Below are 19,782 nucleotides of genomic sequence, written 5' to 3'. Positions count from 1 at the left end.
GTAAACAAAAAAGGCTTTAAACTTTTTTGAGGCCTATTTCCCGATTAAAATAAATGGAGCCCAATGTACAGGGTGATTGTAGTAGGGATGTTCGATGAGCGCTAATTTTGCACTTTTAAGGGCTTTTGCCTTATAGTCAAAAATGGGATGTTCATAAAGGCCGAACCAATCCAGAGTTTGATTCCATAAACCATAATCCTCCTGTTTATATTTAAGCATTTGCTGATAAAATTCAGACATGAACAAAGAGGTGCTTTGATCAAAAATATTCCATAAGCTGACTATCACTGCAGAAGAGCCGGCAGACAAAAATGATCGTTGTAGTCCCAACAATCCTTCTCCGGTTATAATTTTACCCATACCGGTATTACAGGCGCTTAGGGTTACGAGATCAGAGTTCAGGTTTAATCCTGATATCTCAGAACTGTTTAAAAACCCATCCTCTCCAAATAGTGACTCCACATCCATTTTCCTGGAAAGAATAAGGCCACTCTGAGAAGGATTGATCTCATCAATGTGCCCGTGAGTTGCGAAATGAATGAATCTGTAATCTGCAAGATTATGCGATTTTAAAGAGGCTTCAGTCACATTCTCATTTTTAAGGATTTTAGCATTTTGAAAATTAACAGCTATGGAGTCAACCTCTAAAAGTGTGGCAGGCAGAGACGCGAGATTACTTTGAGAACTCGTTTTTTCCCCCAGATCCCCAACATCAATACCGGATCCGGCTATAGCTAACAGATCATTTTTGGTGATGCGATGCGGAGAATTTATAAGAGGATAAATTGAAGCTGATGGGAGATACTTTACATTGAACTTTTCAATTAAATACTCTTTTCCGGTAAATAGAACTTCAAACGGTAAAAAGGACAGGCTCCCATCAGGAATGACAACGAATTGGGTAATATTATTTTCTTTAGAAAAAAGATCATCAGGAATCAAATGTTGGTATAATATCTCAGAAGTTAAGTTAATAAGCTGAGTAGAATTCTGATTAGTAATATGATCCCGAAGTATCTTTATCTCGGTATTAAAAAATTCTTTTGCTGAACGTGATTCAACGGAATCAATAACAGTGGCAGTTATGTGATCTTCTGTTAAAACAAAGCGAATCAGTTTAGAACCCGAGAACCCATACTCAAGTATGGCTGTTTGTTTATCAAGCAAGTCCATGACCTCTGAAGATGACATCGGTTTGGGATATTTAAATTGTTTCCACTCCGGGATCATTAGTCTCATTTCATTTAAAAATCCCTCATACCTAAATTCCAGATTCTTGAGTTGATTCTTCAGCTCAATTTTTTCTTGAGAAGTTTCAGCCTCGTTGATCTGACGATGTAATTGATCAATTTGCTTTGCCATTTGCTGCTTTTTGATCAATGTGGTCTCATCAAGATTTTGGAAGAGTTTTTCTTCAGCCACAGCTAACTCATCCATTAAAACCCGAGCTTTTGCAGATTCTATGAGTGCGTAGGCTTTTTCAGGGTTATTCCTTTGAGTTAAAAACCACGAAGCAACTTCATTATAAAAACGTGCATAATCTCTGAAAAATCCCGCCCTGAATGTAAGTCCTGCCACATTGGTTCGTAAAGAATCTATGCTTCCAAAGGCTTGCCGGGCAAAATAGAAAGCACTGTCAGATCCTACACGATGATAGGCCCGGGCCAGGTCAATAGTTGAGGATATACTGGCTGATATCATTTCTTTGGAACGAAGATCATAGGATCTTTTATAACTCTGAAGACTTGTATTCAATTCGTTTTTCTTACTATAAATTTCACCGAGTAAAGCATAAGAGTCAGACAAAACAGAGCGTAGTTGTTTTTCTTGTCCTAATTCTAAGGCACTATGCACATATTCTTGTGCTTCATCAAGATTGTTTTGGGAAAGTTCCAGGGCCGCTAACTCATGATAAATTTCAGCCAAATTGGAAGGGCTGGAAGAAGCATCCAAGAGAGACAATGCTTCTTTTAAAAATGATTCTGCAGTTACATAATCACCCTCCAAAGCGATAATGCCGGCTATTAGAGACAGGTTTGCCGCTATAGAAGCAGAGCGATTTGTGATGTGATTATACCCTAATGCTTCATTGTAATATAAAAGGGCATTTTCATTATCCCCGGATCTCTGGTATATATTACCGATATTCAATAAAGTTTGAGTGATATCGAATGGGTTTTCAAGCTGGCGGGATAACTCTAATGACTTTTGATAATAGATGATCGAGCTGTCAGCTTTACCTAATCGATCAAAATTCCGGGCCAGGTTGTGATAGGCAATATCCAACAGCTTCGCATTATTAAGTTCTTCTCTTATTTCAACACTTTGACGGATATAGGGCTCCGCTTTTTTGTCCAGACCCATATTGGATAAAGTGAGATAGATCCCATTCAGAACAAAAGAAAGCCGGTATGTATCTCCAAGTTTCTCATACATTTCTTTTGCTTTTCTCTGATAAGAGAGAGCCGTCTCATAATCATCGAGATACAAGTAGGTATAAGAGATATTATTGCTGATCCTGGCAATTGACAACGAATCGTCACTTTCTTCTGCTAATTTTATAGCTGCCTCATAGTGATCTCTTGCCAAGCTATAGTTTTCAAGCTTTCGATTGGCCCAACCAAGGTTATTTTTTGCAATTATTCTTAAAGAATCAGAGGTTGAACGAGTTTGGTTATTTTCAATCATTCGGAAAACCTCAAGCCCCTCCTCAACCGAACCGATATCGACAAGCATTTCCCCATAATCTAAAGAAGACTTCATCCACATTAGTGAATCACCGTTAGACAAGAAGCCTTCAATTGCTTGTAAAAAATATGGCCGGGCTTGCTGGTATTCCCCATTGGAATAAAGTTCATTGCCTTTGGTATAAAGCAGATCAGGATCAGTTTTAGTTTCAAAAATATCTTGTGCTTTAGGTGCAGAAAATATCCCGAAAGAAAGCAATAGTATTAGAGTAGTGAAAAATTTCATTGCCTTTAATTACTGCTATACGCTTGTTATTTGACCCAATATATAGTTTTTTGTTTAAGGTTCTAAAACAAACAACTTTAATAATTTTCGGTATATGAAATCACATCATAATTATATTTCTAAGATCAGATTGAATAGTAATGATGACAAAGAGCAAGAGGGAGGAGATGATGATGGAGGAAAGGGCACAGAGGGAAGTTAGTGACGGTAGGAACAGAGCTATTCTCCAAATAAAGCATTTACAAAATTAGCCCTGTCAAATACCTGTAGATCCTCAATTTGCTCTCCCAAACCAATATATTTCACGGGTACATTTAATTCGTTTGATACGCCTATGACAATTCCGCCTTTAGCGGTGCCGTCTAATTTGGTGAGCGCCAGCCCGGTGATGGCAACGGTTTCAGTGAAAGCTCGTGCCTGTTGTAAAGCATTTTGTCCGGTGGAGGCATCAAGAACTAAAATCACTTCATGAGGAGCTCCTTCCACAACTTTTCCCATCACCCTTTTGATCTTGGCAAGTTCTTCCATTAAGGCTTTTTTGTTGTGAAGCCGTCCGGCGGTATCGATCAGGGCTACATCCGACCCGCGGGCTTTGGCTGCTGCAACGGTATCATAAGCAACCGAAGCGGGGTCTGCGTTCTGACCTTGCTGAATGATAGGGACATCAGCGCGTTCGCTCCAGATCTTAAGCTGATCTACAGCAGCAGCGCGGAAGGTATCGGCGGCTCCCATGATTACTTTTTTGCCGGCTTTTTTATAGAGATGTGCCAGCTTCCCAATGGTCGTTGTTTTGCCAACGCCATTTACCCCAACCACTAAAATGATATGTGGTTTTATCGGGAAATCCGCTTCAAATTCAGCGGGTTTATCAGGAGCGTTATCTTCAAGAAGATCCACGATCTCTTCGCGAAGCATAATTTGCAGCTCATCCTGAGTTACATATTTATCTTTAGCAACACGGGATTCGATCTTCTTGATGATCTCGATGGTGGTGTTAACCCCAACATCGGAGGTGATTAGGATCTCTTCAAGGTCATCGAGGATTGCATCATCAACAGTATCTTTCCCAACAAAGGCCTTCCCGATCTTATTGAGTAAGCCATCCCTGCTTTTCTCAACGCCTTCGTCAAGCTTCTCTTTCTTTTTAAGTCCTAATTTTTCGAGAAATCCCATATAAACTAATTGAATTCTGCTCCGCGCATGATCAAGCGGTAGCGGTTAAAGTAATCGATCCAAGATATGACCATTAAAGTTACTGAACATGCCATTAAAAATAGGTGGGTATTTTGTGATTCAGGAAAAAAGAAAACAGAGATCCAATAAAGGGCTAAAACATTTACCGAGATCTTCCCCGACATGATAGCCATGGCTACCTTGTCATATTTCTTTTTGATGTAATAAGAGCCCATCATTATGAGAACATCTCTTACAATTGCTAAAACCAGAAACCATAAAGGGATCCATCCAATCCAAACGGTATAAATAAAAAGAACCAAAGCACAAAGCTTGTCTGCAATAGGGTCGATCATCTTGCCCAACTCAGAAATAGTATTGGTTTTTCGGGCAATGTAGCCGTCCAGGTAATCTGAAAAAGCTCCATAGATTATAAAAGCCAAAATGGTAGTATTAAACTGAAAATCATTTTGATAGTGCAGATACACTACAGGAAAAGCCACCAGAATCCGGGAAAAAGAGATGGTATTCGACCAGGTAAATACCCGACCGGTAACTTTAACTTTCTTCCCGTCTATATTTTGCGTTATGCTAGCCAAACCTTGTTTTTATTTGCGATATTACCCACCCGAATTTACAGTCATTGTAGTACATAAACCAATATGAACGATCATAAATTACTGGTAGAGAAAACAGTTGATTCAAAGGAAGTTTTTAAAGGAAAACTGTTGCATGTTTTTTACGATGAAGTTGAGCTGCCCGACGGGTCTGTTTCGTCAAGGGAATGGATCAAACATCCGGGTGCATGCGCAGTTGTGCCGGTTTTTGAAAACGGAGACATCATGATGATACGACAATTTCGCTACCCTATGGGCCAGATATTCTGGGAAGTTCCGGCAGGCAAAATCGATCCGGGTGAATCACAGGATGATACCGCTTTACGTGAATTACAAGAAGAAGCCGGGGTAGCTACAAGTGATTTTGCTTATGTAGGTCATTTCTATCCGGGTATCGGTTATTCCGATGAGGTTATACATATTTACACCGCCTGGAATCTGGAATCAGTTTCCCAAAAAGTAGATGACGATGAGTTTGTGACCAAAGAACGAATTCCTTTCAAAGAAGCGGTGGATATGGTTCACTCCGGAGAGATCAACGATGGAAAGACAGTCATTTGCCTGTTGCGGGCATGGGAGTGGTGGAAAGAAAGCGGACCTTTTAATATTTAATACCTCCAAAGATTTTGCTGAATATGGTCATCCCTGCGAAGGCAGGGATCTTGATGTAGCTAAGGCATAAAATTATTGTTGAAAAACTTTGCAGATTCCCGCCTTCGCGGGAATGACTTAGAAAAAGCATTTAACTAAGAAATAAGCCCTTCATCCTTACACAGCTCAAACATGCTCTCGTGGAGGTTCTCATTATCCAGTTCACCGCGCATACAGAGTTCCGCAACTTCAATTCCGTTGAGCATGAGGATACAGCCCATTTCATTAAGAACGGAATCAAACTTCATGGGGTTAGCTTTGCTCAGTCTCTCTACATCAATTCCTTCCGGACTGATCTTCTTATTTACCAATACGTAGAATTTGTCATCAGAGTCTTCTCCAAATGAGAATTCCTCCAAACCGGTGTCTTTAAGTGTTAGCATATTTGTCTAAAAAATCTCTCGCTTTAATAATTTCTGTGATCTCATCCGTTTCTCGATTCACCACGCGAACCTGAAATAAACTAATAATAGCTTGTTCGTTCAAAATCTGAATAACCTCGTCAATGGTCTCGCATTCTTCAGTCTCACTTACGAGATCGTTAATACCTTGCACAATATACCGGTACTGTTTCCCTCTTTTTTTCTTCTTTTGGGTTGAATCGGATTCAGGTTGAGGCTCATCAAAGTACTCCCGGATAGCCTCTTCCGTAACGTACCAACTCACGCCCAGTTTTCGACCACGAATTCGGCCTTCACGCAAGTACGTTCGAAGCGTCATTTTTGAAATTCCGAGTTGTCCGTGCAGATCATCAACCGAATAGAGGGTAAGATCTCCGATTTTTTTAGGCATTAAGTCTCTAGATTGAATGAGTAAAAATTGGTATTACTAAATGTTAAATTACAAATAATTTCACATTAGTTGCTATTACTTATAGAAAAGAAATTAGATTTGGTCGAGGGTAGGTTTCCACCGTATATTGAAAACAGTTACTCAAAAATCAAAGCAGCGGGTCCAAAAAGGCCGGCTTTTTTTATGTCTTTTATTTTCCTCCCTTTCCTAAAATAACAATCTCCTATACCTATTTTTTGTTAATCGTAGCTTAGGTAATTTACAAGCATGCTTAACAAAACCGGATCTTTTATAATTTTGCTGTTCTTAGTATCCTGCTCTTCGAGTCAGACTTTTATTGATACCGATGACGGAGATCCCTTTTTACTGAACCCGCCCCCTGAAGAAGATTTAGTCTACCAAACATTTTTGATAGGTGATGCCGGCGCGCCTTCTTTAGAAGTTCAGGAACCAACCCTTAAACTTCTGCAGTTTTTTTTGGAAAAAGCCGGTGAACACAGTGCTGCTATCTTTTTGGGAGATAACATCTATCTAAATGGACTGCCGGACTCAACACATCCGGATAGAAAGTTTTACGAACAGCGAATCATAGAGCAGCTCAAAACAGTAAAAAATTATTCGGGGCGCATTTTCTTCATTCCCGGCAATCACGATTGGAATGACGGCAAAAGGGGAGGATTGGAAGCGGTAAACAGGCAAGAGCGTTTTGTTGAAGAGTATCTTGGAAAAGGAAATACGTTCATTCCTGAAGATGGCTTTCCCGGGCCGGTAAATATTAAGCTGATGGATGATGACGAAGACCCAAGATTGCGGGAAGATATTAGGCTCATTGCCTTGGATACTCAATGGTGGCTTCATAAATATGACAAACCCTATGGTGACACCGGTGAATATGAACTATTTGATGCCGGAGATGTGCTCATCGAATTGGATGACATCTTAAAAAAGCAGCGGAATGATTTTCTGCTCATTGCAGCCCATCACCCTTTGGTTACTCACGGTACTCACGGTGGATATTTGCCCCCTTCTACTCACCTGAAGCCTCCTGTTTTTGGGAGCTTATATGCCATATATCGAAGAGTGTTTGGGCTCGAACAGGATGTAAGTCATCATAGATATGCAGAAATGGTTCGTGCTTTACGGGAGATCTTCAGGGCACACGAAATTGAAGACCTCATTTATGCCTCCGGCCACTCACACAGTTTACAGTATCATAAAGACGAGGGGAAACGAATAAATCACCATTATTTGGTAAGTGGATCCGGGACAAAAGAGGGTTATGTGGCTAAAGACCGGGGAGCAGAATTCACCCACTCCGGCAAAGGATTTATGAGTGTAAAATATTATGGAGACGGTTCTGTGTGGGTAGAAGCCTGGGCGCCGGAAAGCGATGGTTCTACAGGAAAACTATTATACCGAAACCGGCTAAAAGAGCCTTATCTGGATGCTTTTGATGATGAAGATTCACTTGATATTCCGGATATAGATTACTCTGACAGCACAAAAATGGTCGCCCCAAATCCTGACTATGATAATAGATCCCGTTTATATGAATGGTTAGCCGGTGAGCATAACAGAAAATACTGGTCTGTTAAAAGTGAATACCCGCTCTTTGATCTCACCGAAATGGAAGGAGGACTAGAGCCCATAAGAATGGGAGGTAAAGGACAATCAACAACGATTCACTTTGAAAGAGAAGATGGCCGGGATTATGTATTACGCTCGGTGGATAAAGAAGCCGGGCGAATCTGGGATGAAGAACTCCGTAAGACCGTTGCTTTAGATTTAGCGCAGGATCAATTCTCGATCTTAAATCCATACGCAGCAGTATTGATACCGGATATGGCGAATGCCATTGGAATTTACCATACAAACCCCAAACTTTATTTCATACCCGAAGACCCTATGCTGGGAGTCTACAAAGAAGAAATGAGCAATCAAGTCGCCCTATTTGAGGTCCGGCCGAATGGAGATATGAGTGACGTAGATCATATGGGAAATTCAGATGAAATACTTAGCAGCACTGAACTTTTCAGGGAACTGGATAATGACATTGATCATAGGGTAGACCAAAAACTATTCGCAAAAAACAGATTGTTTGATATGCTGTTGGCTGATTGGGATAGGCATAGCGACCAGTGGCGGTGGGCCTCTTTTGAGCCGGAAGATGAAAAGGGAAAGATCTACAAACCCATTCCGCGCGACCGTGACCTCGCCATGATGAACATGACCGGCTTGATTCCGGGTTTGGCCAAAATATTCGGACCATTTGTGCAGTACCAAAACTTTGATGAAAGCTATGGAAACCTAAAAGGACTCAACCAAAACTCACTTGCTCTGACACGGAGGTTTACCAATCAACTCACTAAAGAAGACTGGTTGGAGGCGGCAGAAGAGATCAGATCAAATTTGGGTGACGAAGTTATTGAACAAGCTGTAAAAAATTATCCCGAACCTGTTTTTGAAAAGTATGGGGAGGAAACCATTCGGGTACTCAAAGAAAGAAGAGATAAAATTTCTGAGATAGCCGAAGAATATTACAGTCTTATAAGTCGCGTTGTTTCCATTCCCGGCAGCAACAAAAGAGAGCGGTTTTTGGTGACTATTGTAGATGATGAAAAAATACAGGTTCAGGTATTTAAGCTATCCGGAGAAGGGGAACTGCGTGAACGTTATTATGACCGAACTTTTCACAATAAGGAGACCAATGAATTGCGTCTTTTTGGAATGGGTGGAAATGACGAGTTTATGCTTGCAGGAGAAGCTTCCAATCCAATTAAAATACGTGTTATAGGCGGTTCCGGAAATGATGGTTATTGGGATGAAACCACAAAAGTTGGCCTCCAAAAAACGGTGGAGATCCACGAAACAGAAACCGGAAATTCAATCAATGCCGGGGATAATTCCAAAGTAAAAAGGGCTGATATTCGTGAGAATGTATATTACAACTACAAGGATGATTTCAGGTGGAATACAGTTTTGGCAAAGCTTTATTTTGAATACAACAGTAATGACGGAGTATTCTTAGGTGGAGGTCCTGAATTTATACAGCACGGATTCAGAAAAAACCCGGCCTCAAAACATTTTGTCAGAGGAAATTATGCGCCCCGTACCGGAGCAGCCAACATAAGATATAACGGATTGTGGAATGAGGTAGCCGGTAAATGGCGGGCTGAATTAGAAGCACAGTTCTTGTTCCCAAAAAGCTATCGGAATTTTTTCGGTTTGGGAAATGAAACCACATTGGAAGAACGCTCGGAAAACTATTACCGCGCAAGGCTATATCAATATTCCATTGAACCGGGCTTGGGAATCTCAAAAAATATCCTGGAATTCTATGCAGGGTTGAGTTTTAAAGCCACGAATGTAGAGCGGGATCCGAATAACATTGTCACAGATCCAAATTCCGGTATTGGTGCCGGAGAGTTTGATGAGCAATGGTTTACAGGTGTCCGAACAGTAATTAAGATCAACGACCTTGATAACAATATAAACCCCAGAAAGGGATATCGCCTGAATGCAGAAGCTCATCTTAGTGTAGGGGTTCAAAACACAAATGACTATTTCGGAACTGTACGATCTGGCTTGGAGATCTATTTATCACCCTCAATAAATCGCCAAATTACATTCGCCAACAGAATTGGGGCGGACCAGAATATTGGGAACTTCCCTTTTTATGAAGCAAGTACATTGGGGGGGACTACAAACCTGCGTGGATTCAGAAGCCGGCGTTTTTCAGGGAGATCCAGCCTTTATAATAATACAGAAATGAGAATCGAGCTTTTCGATTTTTATAATTACCTGTTGGGTGGCAAAGTCGGGATAAATGGTTTTTACGATGTAGGGAGGGTTTGGACAGACTCAGAATCTTCGTCAGTTTGGCATCAGGGCTATGGAGGAGGAATTTGGTTAAACATTTTTGATTCATTCCTCGTAAATGGCGGCATTGGTTTTTCAGAAGAGGGGTCATTATTTACCGTGAAAGCGGGATTCTTATTTTAAATCCTACAAGTCTTCAGGCTTTTGAGAAAACAAAATTAGTGGGTTAGATGCCTTTGAAGTAAGATAATTGCTTATATTACGCATCAAATATTTCAGTAATGGATGAAAATAATAACATCAGGTTACTCGCTGCCATCATGTTTGCAGACATTATCGGTTATTCAAAGATGATGCAAGACGACGAGGATAAAGCCAAAGATCTGCGGGACAGACAAAGAGCTGTGATAGAAGATTTCATATTAAAATATCACGGGCAGGTTATGCAGTATTATGGGGATGGAACACTCATGATGTTTGGTAGTGCGCTTGATGTGGTAAATTGTGCTCGGGATATACAAAAAGAATTAATTGAGCAGCCCGTAGTACCTTTACGAATTGGCATTCACATCGGAGATGTGGTGTATGATAATGAAGGTATTTACGGGGATGCAGTAAATGTGGCCGCACGTATTCAAGCCTTGGGAGTTACCGGGTCGGTAATGATATCCGGGAAGGTATTTGATGAAATAAAAAATCATCCGGGGATACGCGTAGAATCTTTTGGAGAACACGAGCTGAAGAACATTTACATGCCGGTAAGCATTTATGCTCTTGCCGATAACGGACTTATCATACCGGAACAGCAACACATTAAAGACATCACAGGCAGTAATCAAAACAGTGTAGCTGTTCTGCCTTTTACTAATTTCAGTTCCGAAAACGGCAACGATTATTTTAGTGACGGAATTACGGAAGAGATTATCAATGCGCTTGCCGGAATTAAAGACATACAAGTAGCTTCACGGACAACTGTTTTCTCCTACAAAAAAGTAACCAAAGACATTCGTGATATTGGTAAAGAGTTAAATGTATCGTATTTACTGGAGGGAAGTGTTCGTAAGGCCGGTGATCGGATCAGGGTAACCGCACAGCTTATCAGCAGTGACACCGGATTCCATATATGGTCGGAAAATTTTGACCGGGAGCTAAAAGATATTTTTGATGTACAGGATGAAATTGCCCGAAAGATCGTGGATAAATTAGAAAGCAGTATTGCTGTCCAAAAGAGAAAAAGAATATATGAGTCTTCTACAGAGAACATTGACGCCTACAACTTTTATTTGCAAGGATTGTTTTACTGGAATAAGCGCACACCGGAAGCCATTAGAAAAGCAATAGAGTTGTTCAACAAAGCCATTCACGAGTGTAACACCTACACAAATGCATATTCCTATCTCGCTAACTGCTATACCTTTTTAGGAACGATCGGATATATGAATGCAGAAAAAGCATTCCAAATGGCAGAGAAGAATGCACTTAAGGCCATTGAGATTAATAACTCCAGAGCTGACTCATACGTGGCACTTGGTTATGTAAATTTGTTTGGTAAGTGGGACTTCAATTTGGCAGAAGCAAACTTAAGAAAGGCCATTACCATGGAGCCCGATAACAGCGAAGCACGACAGGCTCTGTCCTTTTATTATCGCATTATCGGAAGGTTTGATAAAATGTTGCAGCAAGCTGAAGCAGCCGTAAAGATCGATCCGTTATCACTTCCGGCTTTACTGGAACTTGGTCGCTCCTATTGGGTTGTTGGTGAATATGAAAAAGCTCTGAATGCATTTAATGAAGCACTGGAACTGGACCCGCTTTTTAGGTCCGCTATAGAAGGAAAAGCTCTGGTTTATATGAGTCAAAAAAAGTATGACAAAGCGCTCAGAACCGTCAAAAAATATATCAACCTGATGGATTCAAAATATAATGGAGGGGCACAGCTCGCAAGTCTTTATGCGTTAATGGGAAATAATAAGCAGGCGGAAGAAAACATCGAACTCATCAGTAAGAGACAAGAAGAAGAACCGGAGCAAAACCTAATGCTTGATTATGCCATAGCCTATACAGCAAAAGGTGAGATCGACCTCGCCTTTGAATATCTTAATAAGGCTTATGATTTAAAACTAGGTTCACTTCTTTTGATCAAGACCTTACCTTTTAATAAAATATTAGCGGCCGATCCAAGATTTCATGCATTAATAGAAAAAATTGGGTTACCACCGGTCAAGAATGAAAAATTTAAAATAACCGAAATGTAATTTTTTGGGTATTTTGAGGAGTACACTAATCCTATACAGAATGGAAGAAAAAAAAAACAGAAGAAGAGAATAATGGCAAAGATTTAGGTTCACGAAAACGGGGAGTTTCGGACATGTTCCGCACTTCCTATCGAACGCACATCGAACTAAGTGCTATAGCCGATAATAAATCCAATATTATGATCAGTATCAATGGGATCATTATTTCCATTATACTGGCTTCTATTTCCCCTAAAATAGATTCAAACCCCTGGTTATTAGTTCCAACCTCTATTCTGCTGATCTCATGTATGATAGCTTTGGTATATTCTGTATTGGCAGCCCGCCCCAGGGTTAGTAAAGAAGAAGTCACGCTGGAAGATGTGCGCGCCAATAGATCCAATATTTTGTTCTTCGGAAACTTTTTTAAACTGAGCCGGGAAGATTACGTAACCGGCATGGAAGAATTGATGGTTGACAGTGAGCGCCTTTACGACACCATGGCTAGAGACTTGCATGGATTAGGCTCAGTATTATCAGAAAAATACCGGTTGATCAGAATTGCATACAACGTATTTATGATAGGGCTGGTACTTTCGGTAAGCAGTTATATCATTGTTTATTTTCTTATCTCTGAAGAGTTCTGGTTTTAAGACAACTACTCATCTTCATCAATATTTTTGTATGCCTGAGTGATACGCTGATTCATCAACCTGCGATAGTTCTTGAATTCATATTCACTTACTGTAAATTCCGAATGATATTCCCCGTCAAAGCACTCAACGTTTAATTTGTTGGGTTTTTCTGTTTCGGCGATAGTTACCTGTACTTTCCCCAGGCGATAAGAATCTCTTTCTTTCATAGAATATTTTTTTCTGAAGGTAAAAAAATCTGTTCTTAGCTTTTGAACTTTAACCTGTTTTAAATTCGTTCAGTTAAATCACACGCTAACTTTTAGTATTTTAGAATATTCAAACTAAAAAACGTCATGAAAAAGAAGAACATTGTCATAATTGCGGTCAGCATTTTTTTAGGAATCTTTGTGTATATCTCGTTGAGTAAGGTACAGGCACCGGTAAATGACAATTCACCGGAGTGGGTCCCGATTCATGAAGCTCAGGAAGTGGCAGCAGCAACTGATAAACTGATCTTTGTGGATGTATATGAGATTGGCTGTAAATACTGCAGGGCTATGGATAGGGAGGTATTTCCCGATTCTACCGTTCGGCAGGTTTTGGATGCGAGCTACATCCCGGTTCGGATCGATGGAAATTCGACCGAAACTATTCGCTTTAATGGAGAGGAGATCCCTTCTATAGATTTCGCTCAAAGCAAAGGCGCCTATGTATTTCCGACTTCACTGATCCTTGATGCTGAAGGAAACGTTATCAAGAAAAAAACCGGTTATATGGGCGTGGATGAATTCAGACAATTTTTATATCAATAACATTAACTAATAAGAGAATTATTATGAGTATGAAGAAAATTGCTACTAATATGGGATTTTTGCTCGCTGTCTTTATGATAGCTATCGGCTGCAATGGACAGGCAGGTGAGGAATCCATGGAGTCACCCGCAGCCGACCTAAGTGTTGAAGCTGAAAAGGTGGTTTCAGGAACCGGAATTGGGTGGGGAATCGCTTTTCTTCCCGATGGTGATATGTTGGTTACAGAAAAATCAGGGACGTTATATCGAATCAGTGACGGTGAAATTGTAGCTGAGATCACAGATGGAATTCCATCTGACCTGGATGTAAACGGGCAGGGAGGCTTCCTTGATATTGAACTTCACCCCAACTACGAGGAGAACGGATGGATCTATTTTTCATACTCTTCGAGTGCCGGCAGTGGGGAAGGAAGTAACACCGCCATTATTCGTGCAAAACTTGAAAATGATGCATTAGTAAATGTAGAAGAACTTTATAAGGCTGAGCCGAATTCAACCCGGGGTCAGCATTACGGAAGCCGTATCGTTTTTGATAACGACGGATATATGTTTTTCTCTATCGGTGACAGGGGAAATCGTGACGTACTTCCACAGGATATTACCATGGATGGTGGAAAGATCTACCGATTGAATGACGACGGAAGCATTCCCTCAGATAATCCATTTGTAGGAGAGGACGGAGCTAAGGAAGCTGTCTATTCCTATGGGCACCGAAACCCTCAAGGCATGGCTTTGAATCCGGAGAGCGGTATTGTATGGGCAAATGAGCACGGCCCGCAAGGTGGAGATGAGGTCAACATCATTGAGCCGGGTAATAATTATGGATGGCCGGTTATAAGTTATGGTATCAACTACAATGGTACTGAGTTTGCGGAAGATACTGCAAGGGCCGGTATGGAGCAGCCTATTTTGTATTGGGATCCATCGATTGCACCGGCAGGTATGACATTCGTGACCAGCGACAAATATCCGGGATGGGAAGGAGATCTATTAGTCGCTTCCCTTAAATTCTCTTACATCGCCCATTTAGATGTAGAGGGGAATGAAATTCTCGAGGAAACGAAACTTGTTGAAGGAGTAGGAAGAATCCGTGCCATTGAAGAAGGCCCGGATGGATATATCTACTTCACAGTCGAAGGTGATGGCGTTTACCGCCTGGTTCCTTCTGAGAACTAACATTATTCTTGAGATCGCATTAGCGGTCTCAAAAATTTTAAATTTTTTTGTAAGGAATTGAATTCTCGTCGCTCTAACTGTTATGGAGCCCCGACGATCATACCGATTCCCATTTAGCAGATATCCTGCTGTCAGAATAGTTTTATTACTGATAGCAGGTATTCTGCTTTTTTATTTTTATGAACCTTCCTTGGTTCTAAGTGTCGGTGTTTTCACTCTTGTCGTAACATTTTTTTTACTGATTGAATGGCTGAATAAGCAGGCGATCAGTGTATTTTTGTCTGATCTGAGTTCTTTTATATTTATTCTGATGATAATTTCGTTCGGGGTCTTTCTAATGGCGATCAGTTCAGAAAAAAGCTCTTCCAAAACAATACAGCTGATCGATCTATCACCCTGGGAAGAGGTGGAGATAAAAGGTAAAGTTCGATCCATTTCTACCACTGCCGCCGGGAAAATACGATGGGATGTTTTAGTTGAGGAAACTGTTTTTGAAAAAGTCACTTCTTCCCAAAGTTATAAAATTCGAGTATTGGCAGATGAATTATCCGAACAACCTACATTGGGTGATCAGGTAATATTCTCAGGCACCCTTATCCCCATTTCTGAAAAGCGGAATCCCCGGGACTTTGACTATAAAAGCTATCTGAAGTCGCAGGGAATTTCGGCACAAATCAAAGCCAAAAACCTTAATGAAATTATCCCCAATAATGAGCTGAATGAGTGGGTTTGGTGGCGTGAAAAAGCATTGGCATTAGTAGATAAGAATTTTGAAAAAGAGACGGCTCCAATTGCCAAAGCACTGTTGGTTGGTTATAAACAGGACTTGGATTCCGAGTCAAAGACGGCATTTGCTCGTGCAGGACTATCCCATATTATGGCAGTCTCGGGTTTACATGTAGGATTCATTGTAGCCCCGTTCTGGATCATAATTCCATATTTCTGGACTAAAAGATACGGCAGTATAATTGGACTCGGGTTACTGATCTTATTGCTGATCTGCTATGCCGGAATCACGGGGTTTTCGCCTTCAGTGATGCGTGCATCAGTTATGGCCGGATTTCTAAGTTATGGTAAGCTCTTCTATCGGGTAAATAATTCTATCAATCTGACCGCTGCCGCTGCTATTGTACTTTTGATAATTGATCCGGCTCAGCTTTTTGAGATTGGTTTTCAGTTATCGTTCTCAGCGGTTTTAATAATATTGCTTATACTGCCTGTTATCCAAAACATGCTGCCATATTGGGTCAGGATCAAGTGGTATGGAAAGCCCCTTATGGTAGTTATTGTATCATTAGTGGTTCAATTTGGGTTATATCCGCTGCAAGTATACTATTTTGGGGAAATTTCATTAGTAAGCCCCATTGCAAATGCTCTTTTTGTACCGTTATTGGGGATCGTAGTACCGCTATCATTAATTGCTTTATTCGCAACAGCCATATTTCCTTTAGTTGGACTGATCATCAATTACCCATCCTCTGTATTTTTGGGATGGATGAGTGATTTTGTAAATACTGCGGCCACCTGGGACTGGGCCTGGACCACCGCCAGCCTGGAAAGCAGCCTTATCTTTGTGCTTTGGCTATTTGTGATCTGTACTGTTTCTGCGTGGCAGATATCAGCTTTGAGATGGAAATTGAGTATAGGTGTATTGGCGACAGCATGTTTAATGTTGTCATTAAATACAATAGAGAAGCTGCAACCTGCCAAGCTTGTAATTACCTTTTTCGATGTTGGTCAGGGAGACGCCGCATTGTTAAGCACCCCATCAGGAAAACATATTTTGATTGACGCAGGGGTATGGTCTCCGGGTTATAGCAGTGGCAGATCCGTAATTGTTCCACACCTGAGTTCATCCGGAATAAAAAAACTGGATGCTATTATACTCAGTCATCCTCATGCCGATCATATTGGCGGTATCATGGATCTGATGGAGAGCATGCCGATCAATGTTATCTACAATTCCGGTTATGAATATGACTCTGATCTTTACCATGCCTACCAAAGAATGGCTCGGGAAAAGTCCATTCCAATCAGATCACTTCGATCCGGTGACTCTCTGGCATTAGATCCCGCTATGTTATTTCTGGTCTTAGGTCCTGATGGTATTGTTTACAATTCTGATCCAAACGAACATTCCTTGGTCATGAATATTATCTACGGAGAAACTGAATTCCTATTTACAGGAGATGCCGGCGAAGATCAGGAGGAAAGGTTGGTCCATAAGTATGGTGATCTTTTAGACACTGACGTATTGAAAGTAGGCCATCATGGAAGCAGAACTAGTTCCGGTTTTGCTTTCCTAAAGCAGGTTACCCCGGAAATGGCAATGATCTCTTTAGCAGAGAGCAACAGGTTTCGTCACCCTCATAAAGAAGCCCTTTATCGTCTTAGCCAAACAAAGGCAGAACTTCTTTTCACCAGCCGGGAACGCGCTGTCATCTTAGAATCTGATGGTGAAACGATCAAGCGGGTTCATTGGCAATAATAGACACCCTGTTTTAGAAAACTCCCATATGGGTTGGCAGAATAAATATCTTTTGTGGACGTAGAATTACTTTAAATCATTGCGTTTTCATAACATGCCTTTTTGCTAAAAAACCGGTATCCTTCAGGGTTAAAGAATGTTATAATTAACTTGCTCAGAAAATCTTAATGGCAGAAAAGGAACGACTTAGCTTCGAAGAGGCTTTAAAGAAACTGGAATCCATTGTGGAACAACTTGAAGACGAAGACATTACACTGGAAGATTCCGTTAAATTGTACGAAGAAGGCGTTAAAATGTCGAAGTTTTGCACAGAAATTCTTGAACAAGCCGAGCTTCGTATTGAGAACGTAAACGAAGCAAATACTCAGTAAAAGAGAAATTATGGAGCTTAAACAGCCAAAACCGGGGCCATTGCTGGCAAACATTAATTCCCCTGCTGATCTCAAGAAATTGAAGCCAACACAGCTTCAAGATGTATGTGATGAGCTGCGTCAGTATATCGTTGACATTGTTTCTGTACATGGGGGGCACTTTGGTGCAAGTCTTGGGGTAGTTGAATTGACGACGGCGCTTCATTATGTATATGATACCCCGGATGATCTATTGGTTTGGGATGTGGGCCATCAGGCTTATGGGCATAAAATACTGACCGGCCGGCGTGATCAGTTTCACACAAATCGTGTTTATGGAGGGCTGTCAGGTTTTCCTAAACGCTCTGAAAGTGAGTATGATACTTTTGGCGTGGGGCATTCAAGTACTTCAATTTCCGCGGCGCTTGGAATGGCTGTGGCGCGTGATCTGGACAAATCCGGGAAAAAAGTAGTAGCCGTTATAGGTGATGGAGCCATGACCGCAGGACTCGCATTTGAAGCCATGAATAATGCCGGCGCCATGAACAGTGATATTTTGGTGATCCTTAATGACAACAACATGTCGATAGATCCAAATGTTGGGGCACTGAAAGAATATTTAGCTGATATCACAACCAGCAAGACCTTCAATAAAATGCGTGATGAAGTGTACGACATGCTCGGCCACTTTAAATCAGCCGGTGATAAAATGAGGAAGGTAGCTTCCAGGCTTGAAAATGCTATGATGGCAGCCCTTACACCGGGATCATTATTTCGTGCTCTGGGATTCAAATATTATGGCCCAACTGATGGACATGATGTAGACGGCCTCAGAGATATGCTTGAAGACCTTAAAGAAGTTAAAGGGCCAAAACTACTGCATATTGTAACGGTGAAAGGGAAAGGATTTGCCCCGGCTGAGAGAGAACAAACAAAATGGCACGCTTCCAGCAGTCCTTTTGATAAGATTACCGGTAAGACGCTGGTAACCCCATCACCTGCTAAAAAGAAGTCAGCACCCAAGTACCAGGATGTATTTGGAGAAGCGCTGGTTGAACTTGCAAAAGAAGACGAACGAATTGTAAGCATGACGCCCGCCATGCCAAGCGGTTCCAGTTTATTGCCTATGATGGAAGCTTTCCCCGACCGAGCCTTTGATGTAGGCATTGCTGAACAGCATGCCGTAACATTTGCCGCCGGACTTGCTGCAGAAGGGAAAAAACCATTTTGTGCTATTTATTCTTCCTTTCTCCAAAGAGGATATGACCAGTTAGTCCATGACGTTGCGATTCAAAATTTACCGGTTGTTTTCTGTATCGATCGTGCGGGATTAGTAGGGGCTGACGGGCCTACGCACCATGGTGCTTACGATATTTCATTTATGCGAGCCGTACCGAATTTGATCATCTCCTCTCCTCTGAATGAACAGGATCTGCGAGACATGATGTACACAGCATCTAAATTCGATGACGCCTCCTGGGCTATTCGCTATCCAAGGGGGGAAGCCACGGGGATGAAAGTAAAAGAAGGATTCAGTTCTATGGAAGTTGGGAAAGGGATTCAGCTTAGAGAAGGTGAGGATATCGCCATTCTGAGTTTTGGGCCAATAGGTAAATATGTAACTGAAGCGGCTGAAATATTATCTAATGAAGGCGTTGAAATAGGGCATTTTGATATGCGTTTTGCGAAACCTTTAGATACAAATTTGATAGATGAGGTTTGTCAAAATTACCGGCACATCGTAACTTTAGAAGATGGAACGAAGTTAGGTGGCTTTGGCAGCGCGGTTGCTGAATACATTGCCGAGAAGCCGGATCGGCCAACCCTTAAAATAATGGGCATTCCTGATCGTATTATAGAGCATGGTACACAAGAGCAACTTCACGATGAAATTGGAATTGGTGTCGCCGGAATCGTAGAGATTGTTAAACAGAAAAATTTAATAAAGGTTTAGTTTTGAAATTTAGCCAGATAATTATTTTAAGTGCGGTATTACTGACCGGTTGCTTTAAAAGTGAAGAACAACCGGTCTATTCAAATGTAGAAGGAGTTGTTCTGCTTAA

The 19,782-nt window shown here is 41.2% G+C and carries 15 protein-coding genes; 9 read left to right on the top strand and 6 right to left on the bottom strand.

What is annotated here, in order from left to right:
* Positions 1–33: 33 nt before the first annotated feature.
* From VFM80_RS08245 to VFM80_RS08235, 3 genes are all read right to left on the bottom strand, one after another.
* Positions 34–2,973 (bottom strand): CHAT domain-containing protein, encoded by a 2,940-nt coding sequence (locus VFM80_RS08245; RefSeq protein ID WP_395071349.1) that lies wholly within the window; start codon positions 2,971–2,973, stop codon positions 34–36.
* 219 nt (positions 2,974–3,192) lie between these two features.
* Positions 3,193–4,146: a signal recognition particle-docking protein FtsY gene (ftsY, locus tag VFM80_RS08240; protein WP_395071348.1), complete on the bottom strand. Its 954-nt coding sequence runs from the start codon at positions 4,144–4,146 to the stop codon at positions 3,193–3,195.
* A 5-nt stretch (positions 4,147–4,151) separates the two neighbouring features.
* Positions 4,152–4,745 (bottom strand): CDP-alcohol phosphatidyltransferase family protein, encoded by a 594-nt coding sequence (locus VFM80_RS08235; RefSeq protein WP_395071347.1) that lies wholly within the window; start codon positions 4,743–4,745, stop codon positions 4,152–4,154.
* 63 nt (positions 4,746–4,808) lie between these two features.
* Here VFM80_RS08235 and VFM80_RS08230 point away from each other — a divergent pair, with 63 nt between their 5' ends.
* Positions 4,809–5,375 (top strand): NUDIX domain-containing protein, encoded by a 567-nt coding sequence (locus tag VFM80_RS08230; RefSeq protein ID WP_395071346.1) that lies wholly within the window; start codon positions 4,809–4,811, stop codon positions 5,373–5,375.
* Between the two features lie 134 nt (positions 5,376–5,509).
* On the opposite strand, the gene VFM80_RS08225 is transcribed toward VFM80_RS08230, so the two are convergent.
* Positions 5,510–5,797: a hypothetical protein gene (locus VFM80_RS08225; RefSeq protein WP_395071345.1), complete on the bottom strand. Its 288-nt coding sequence runs from the start codon at positions 5,795–5,797 to the stop codon at positions 5,510–5,512.
* Positions 5,784–6,206, bottom strand: coding sequence for a helix-turn-helix domain-containing protein (locus VFM80_RS08220; RefSeq protein ID WP_395071344.1), 423 nt, complete (start codon positions 6,204–6,206; stop codon positions 5,784–5,786). Before VFM80_RS08220 ends, VFM80_RS08225 begins: the two co-directional genes overlap by 14 nt.
* Before the next feature lie 267 nt (positions 6,207–6,473).
* Between VFM80_RS08220 and VFM80_RS08215 the strand changes: the two genes are divergently transcribed.
* From VFM80_RS08215 to VFM80_RS08205, 3 genes are all read left to right on the top strand, one after another.
* Entirely contained in the window at positions 6,474–10,208 is a 3,735-nt protein-coding gene (locus VFM80_RS08215; protein WP_395071343.1) for a BamA/TamA family outer membrane protein, read from the top strand.
* 98 nt (positions 10,209–10,306) lie between these two features.
* Positions 10,307–12,280 carry a tetratricopeptide repeat protein gene (locus VFM80_RS08210; protein WP_395071342.1) on the top strand — a complete coding sequence of 658 codons (1,974 nt, stop codon included), beginning with the start codon at positions 10,307–10,309 and terminating at the stop codon, positions 12,278–12,280.
* Positions 12,281–12,393: 113 nt separating this feature from the next.
* Complete coding sequence (locus tag VFM80_RS08205; protein ID WP_395071341.1) at positions 12,394–12,912, top strand: Pycsar system effector family protein; 519 nt, start codon at positions 12,394–12,396, stop codon at positions 12,910–12,912.
* Between the two features lie 5 nt (positions 12,913–12,917).
* Here the strand turns inward: VFM80_RS08205 and VFM80_RS08200 are convergent, their stop codons facing one another.
* On the bottom strand, positions 12,918–13,121 hold the full coding sequence (locus VFM80_RS08200; RefSeq protein ID WP_395071340.1) for a hypothetical protein: 204 nt from the start codon (positions 13,119–13,121) through the stop codon (positions 12,918–12,920).
* A gap of 126 nt (positions 13,122–13,247) precedes the next feature.
* Here VFM80_RS08200 and VFM80_RS08195 point away from each other — a divergent pair, with 126 nt between their 5' ends.
* The 5 genes from VFM80_RS08195 (at position 13,248) to dxs (ending at position 19,673) form a co-directional block, all read left to right on the top strand.
* Positions 13,248–13,706, top strand: a complete 459-nt coding sequence (locus tag VFM80_RS08195) for a thioredoxin family protein (RefSeq protein WP_395071339.1) — start codon at positions 13,248–13,250, stop codon at positions 13,704–13,706.
* Between the two features lie 29 nt (positions 13,707–13,735).
* Positions 13,736–14,881 (top strand): PQQ-dependent sugar dehydrogenase, encoded by a 1,146-nt coding sequence (locus VFM80_RS08190; protein ID WP_395071356.1) that lies wholly within the window; start codon positions 13,736–13,738, stop codon positions 14,879–14,881.
* An 82-nt stretch (positions 14,882–14,963) separates the two neighbouring features.
* Positions 14,964–17,369, top strand: coding sequence for a DNA internalization-related competence protein ComEC/Rec2 (locus VFM80_RS08185; protein WP_395071338.1), 2,406 nt, complete (start codon positions 14,964–14,966; stop codon positions 17,367–17,369).
* A gap of 167 nt (positions 17,370–17,536) precedes the next feature.
* Positions 17,537–17,740, top strand: coding sequence for an exodeoxyribonuclease VII small subunit (gene xseB, locus VFM80_RS08180; RefSeq protein ID WP_395071337.1), 204 nt, complete (start codon positions 17,537–17,539; stop codon positions 17,738–17,740).
* 10 nt (positions 17,741–17,750) lie between these two features.
* Positions 17,751–19,673, top strand: a complete 1,923-nt coding sequence (gene dxs / locus VFM80_RS08175) for a 1-deoxy-D-xylulose-5-phosphate synthase (RefSeq protein ID WP_395071336.1) — start codon at positions 17,751–17,753, stop codon at positions 19,671–19,673.
* Positions 19,674–19,782 lie beyond the last annotated feature (109 nt).

It is taken from the genome of Gracilimonas sp., from assembly GCF_035704785.1.
Classification (GTDB): domain Bacteria; phylum Bacteroidota; class Rhodothermia; order Balneolales; family Balneolaceae; genus Gracilimonas.
This window is presented reverse-complemented; position numbering and strand designations above follow the sequence as displayed.

What these genes read in the sequence shown, in the direction of transcription:
- VFM80_RS08245 (WP_395071349.1), bottom strand. Translation starts at nt 2,973, where the DNA reads ATGAAATTTTTCACTACTCTAATACTATTGCTTTCTTTCGGGATATTT.
- ftsY (WP_395071348.1), bottom strand. Translation starts at nt 4,146, where the DNA reads ATGGGATTTCTCGAAAAATTAGGACTTAAAAAGAAAGAGAAGCTTGAC.
- VFM80_RS08230 (WP_395071346.1), top strand. Translation starts at nt 4,809, where the DNA reads ATGAACGATCATAAATTACTGGTAGAGAAAACAGTTGATTCAAAGGAA.
- VFM80_RS08225 (WP_395071345.1), bottom strand. Translation starts at nt 5,797, where the DNA reads ATGCTAACACTTAAAGACACCGGTTTGGAGGAATTCTCATTTGGAGAA.
- VFM80_RS08220 (WP_395071344.1), bottom strand. Translation starts at nt 6,206, where the DNA reads ATGCCTAAAAAAATCGGAGATCTTACCCTCTATTCGGTTGATGATCTG.
- VFM80_RS08215 (WP_395071343.1), top strand. Translation starts at nt 6,474, where the DNA reads ATGCTTAACAAAACCGGATCTTTTATAATTTTGCTGTTCTTAGTATCC.
- VFM80_RS08210 (WP_395071342.1), top strand. Translation starts at nt 10,307, where the DNA reads ATGGATGAAAATAATAACATCAGGTTACTCGCTGCCATCATGTTTGCA.
- VFM80_RS08205 (WP_395071341.1), top strand. Translation starts at nt 12,394, where the DNA reads ATGTTCCGCACTTCCTATCGAACGCACATCGAACTAAGTGCTATAGCC.
- VFM80_RS08200 (WP_395071340.1), bottom strand. Translation starts at nt 13,121, where the DNA reads ATGAAAGAAAGAGATTCTTATCGCCTGGGGAAAGTACAGGTAACTATC.
- VFM80_RS08195 (WP_395071339.1), top strand. Translation starts at nt 13,248, where the DNA reads ATGAAAAAGAAGAACATTGTCATAATTGCGGTCAGCATTTTTTTAGGA.
- VFM80_RS08190 (WP_395071356.1), top strand. Translation starts at nt 13,736, where the DNA reads ATGAAGAAAATTGCTACTAATATGGGATTTTTGCTCGCTGTCTTTATG.
- VFM80_RS08185 (WP_395071338.1), top strand. Translation starts at nt 14,964, where the DNA reads ATGGAGCCCCGACGATCATACCGATTCCCATTTAGCAGATATCCTGCT.
- xseB (WP_395071337.1), top strand. Translation starts at nt 17,537, where the DNA reads ATGGCAGAAAAGGAACGACTTAGCTTCGAAGAGGCTTTAAAGAAACTG.
- dxs (WP_395071336.1), top strand. Translation starts at nt 17,751, where the DNA reads ATGGAGCTTAAACAGCCAAAACCGGGGCCATTGCTGGCAAACATTAAT.